The 2,807-nt window shown below is 72.6% G+C and carries 4 protein-coding genes and 1 pseudogene; 3 read left to right on the forward strand and 2 right to left on the reverse strand.

The window, feature by feature from the left end; genetic code table 11:
* A partial coding sequence (locus GH736_RS20550) for a nucleoside/nucleotide kinase family protein (RefSeq protein WP_159606632.1) occupies positions 1-705 on the forward strand: 705 nt, incomplete at its 5' end.
* Positions 706-748: 43 nt separating this feature from the next.
* On the opposite strand, the gene GH736_RS20555 is transcribed toward GH736_RS20550, so the two are convergent.
* Positions 749-1,048 carry a hypothetical protein gene (locus tag GH736_RS20555; RefSeq protein WP_159606634.1) on the reverse strand — a complete coding sequence of 100 codons (300 nt, stop codon included), beginning with the start codon at positions 1,046-1,048 and terminating at the stop codon, positions 749-751.
* A gap of 181 nt (positions 1,049-1,229) precedes the next feature.
* Between GH736_RS20555 and GH736_RS20560 the strand changes: the two genes are divergently transcribed.
* Both GH736_RS20560 and GH736_RS20565 read left to right on the forward strand, forming a co-directional pair.
* Entirely contained in the window at positions 1,230-1,952 is a 723-nt protein-coding gene (locus GH736_RS20560; RefSeq protein ID WP_159606636.1) for a hemerythrin domain-containing protein, read from the forward strand.
* Positions 1,953-2,048: 96 nt separating this feature from the next.
* Positions 2,049-2,234, forward strand: a complete 186-nt coding sequence (locus GH736_RS20565; protein ID WP_159606638.1) for a hypothetical protein — start codon at positions 2,049-2,051, stop codon at positions 2,232-2,234.
* 213 nt (positions 2,235-2,447) lie between these two features.
* Here GH736_RS20565 and GH736_RS20570 read toward each other — a convergent pair.
* Positions 2,448-2,807 (reverse strand): annotated as a pseudogene (locus GH736_RS20570) (hypothetical protein); the annotation flags it as partial.

Here is a 2,807-nt window from a genome sequence, read left to right on the forward strand (position 1 = left end):
GCATCCGATGGGCGCGTGGTGCTGGGCGTCACCGGGAGCCCGGGGGCGGGCAAGACGACGCTCGCGCAGGCGCTCGTGGCGGCGCTGAACGCCGATGCCGACACCGACACCGACGCCGACACCGTCGACACCGACGCCGACACCGTCGACACCGACGCCGCCGTCGACGCCGAGGCGCCCGCGCTCGCCGTGCACCTGCCGATGGACGGCTTCCACCTCGCCAACGCGACCCTCGACCGCCTCGGCCTGCGGCACCGCAAGGGCGCGATCGAGACGTTCGACGGCTGGGGCTTCGTGGCGCTGCTCGAGCGCGTGCGGCGCGAGGCCGACCACACGGTGTTCGCACCGGCGTTCGAGCGCGACGTCGACGAGCCGGTGGCCGGCGCCATCGCGATCCGACCCGCGGCCCGCGTCGTGGTCGTCGAGGGCAACTACCTGCTCGGCGACGTCGAGCCGTGGAGCCGGGTGCGTGCGCTGCTCGACGAGGTGTGGTTCTGCGACGCCGACGACGACGAGCGGATGTCGCGCCTCGTGCACCGTCACACGACGTTCGGCCGCTCGCCCGAGGCCGCGCACGCGTGGGCGTCCGAGGTCGACGGCGCCAACGCGCGCGGCATCCAGCCCACGCGGGAACGTGCCGACCTCGTCGTCTCGGGCGTCACGTGGGAGGCGCGCGACCGCTCAGGCGACCGCCTCAGGCGGTGACCTCAGGCGGCGGCATCGGGGGAAGCGGCGACGCGGTGCCGTCTCAGCCCGTGGTGTCGGCCGTCACCCGGCCCGAGGCATCCACCGTGATGACGGTCGTGAGCTTCTTGCGGTTCAGCGCACGGTAGGCGACGTAGATGAGCCAGAGCCCGCCGGTCAGGATGATGAGGACCAGATTCCAGAACCAGCCGATGCGCTTGTTCTTCGAGAGCACCGCCTGGCCGCCGGTGAACGTCTGCACGGTCCAGCCGCGCTGCACGTACCGCGCGACCTGGGTGCTCAGCATCTGCGTGCGGGCCTCGTCCGACAGCGGCGTCCGGCCGGCCGCGTTCACTTCCGTCATCCCCGTACCGTACCCCGGTCGATGCCGCCGCCGACAGCCCCGTTCGAGCTTCCGACCGCCCTGTGGGCCCGGCGCGAGTGCCGGGCAGCGGCTCGCTGTCCCCCATCCGCGGGCTTGCCGCTCGAGCGGCCACCTCGTATCGTCACGAGCGACTGCGTTCCCAGACCCGATCGGAGTCACCATGCCCGCAACTCCGCTGCCGTCCAGTGGTGATCGCCCGAGCCAGCGCGAGGCCGGTGGTCTCGGCACGGCGAAGACGTGCGACGCGAGTGGCATGGCCGAGATCCATCGCATGTTCCGGGCCGGATTCGGTGAGGCGCCGGCCCTCATCTCCGGGGTCGCCGACGGCGACGTGGTGCACGCCGAGGTGGTGAGCGACCACCTCCGCATGCTGTCGGTCGGACTGCACGCCCACCACGAGGGCGAGGACGCCATGCTCTGGGATGCGCTCGACGAGCGTGCCCCCTCGTGCTCGATGCACGTGCAGCGCATGAAGGCGCAGCATGCCGAGCTGCTCGTACATCTCCGCCAGCTCGATGCGGCGCTGCCCGTGTGGCGGTCGAGCGGGGCGTCGACGGATGCCGCAGCGCTGGTCTCTGCGCTCAACGGCATCAACGGGGCACTCGCCGATCACCTCCCCGACGAGGAGTCCAACATCGTGCCCGTGATGGAGACGGTGATCACGCAGCAGGAGGTCGACGCCCTCGCCGCACACGGCCGCAAGGCCACGCCGAAGGGGCGCATGTTCCTGCAGCTGGGTGCGATCCTCGCCGCCCAGCCCGACGGAGGGGTCGCCTGGCAGAAGGCGCACCTGCCCGGGCCGGTACGGGTGATCTGGCGCGTGATCGGCCGATCGAAGTACGAGGCGAACCGCGCAGAGCTGGTCGGCGACCGCCGCCCCTGACCGGCGGCGCCACCACCATCCGCTCGGAAGCAGTGCTTCGGTTCACGCCCCCGGCGACGACGCGGGCGCCTGCGGCGACAGGCGGCCTCGTGCAGCATGCGGAACTCATGTCGGCGCAGCAGCTTCAGCACCACGTCGGCGGGCGGCCCGAACGCGGCGAGGCCCGCGGCCGTGGTGCAGGGCGCGATGCCGTCGATCGCGTACTCGCGCCCACGCCACACCACCGTGCAGCGACCGTGGGCCGCCTCGACGTTGCGATACCAGTTCACGCCCGTGCCGTAGGTCAGCTCCGCGACGAACCCGTCGGTGACGCGCGCCAGGATGAGGGGCGTCTCGAACACGGCGCCCGACTTCCGCCCGGTGTGCCGGACGAGCGAGAACGGGCCGAACCCCGCCCGGGCCATCGGCAGCGTGAGCGGATTGAGGCCGTGCTTGATCGTCCACAGCCAGGCCCGCTTGACGGGGCCGCCGGTCCTCCGCGCCATGGTGCGACCGTCACTCCGCCATCGACGAGGGCCGTCTGGACGCCGCGGCATCCGCGGACGCCTGCAGCGGCCCCGACTGGAGCAGCTGCAGGATCGCGTGCAGCGGGATCGCGGCCCAGGTCGGGCGGTTGCGCGACTCGTAGATCGCCTCGTAGACGGCCTTGTCGAGCTCGAACGCGGCGAGCAGGTCGCGGTAGGCGCTGAGGTCGAGTCCGGATGCCGCGACGTACCCGTCGAGGAACGCCCGGCGTGCGGCATCCGCCCACCCTGCCGCCGTGGCCGCCCGCTGGGGCAGCGCCAGCGCCGTCGATCCGGCCACGTAGTCGAACGAGCGCAGCATGCCCGCGACGTCGCGCGCGGGCAGGTCGGG

This window comes from Agromyces humi, from assembly GCF_009720255.1.
Classification (GTDB): Bacteria; Actinomycetota; Actinomycetes; order Actinomycetales; family Microbacteriaceae; genus Agromyces; species Agromyces humi.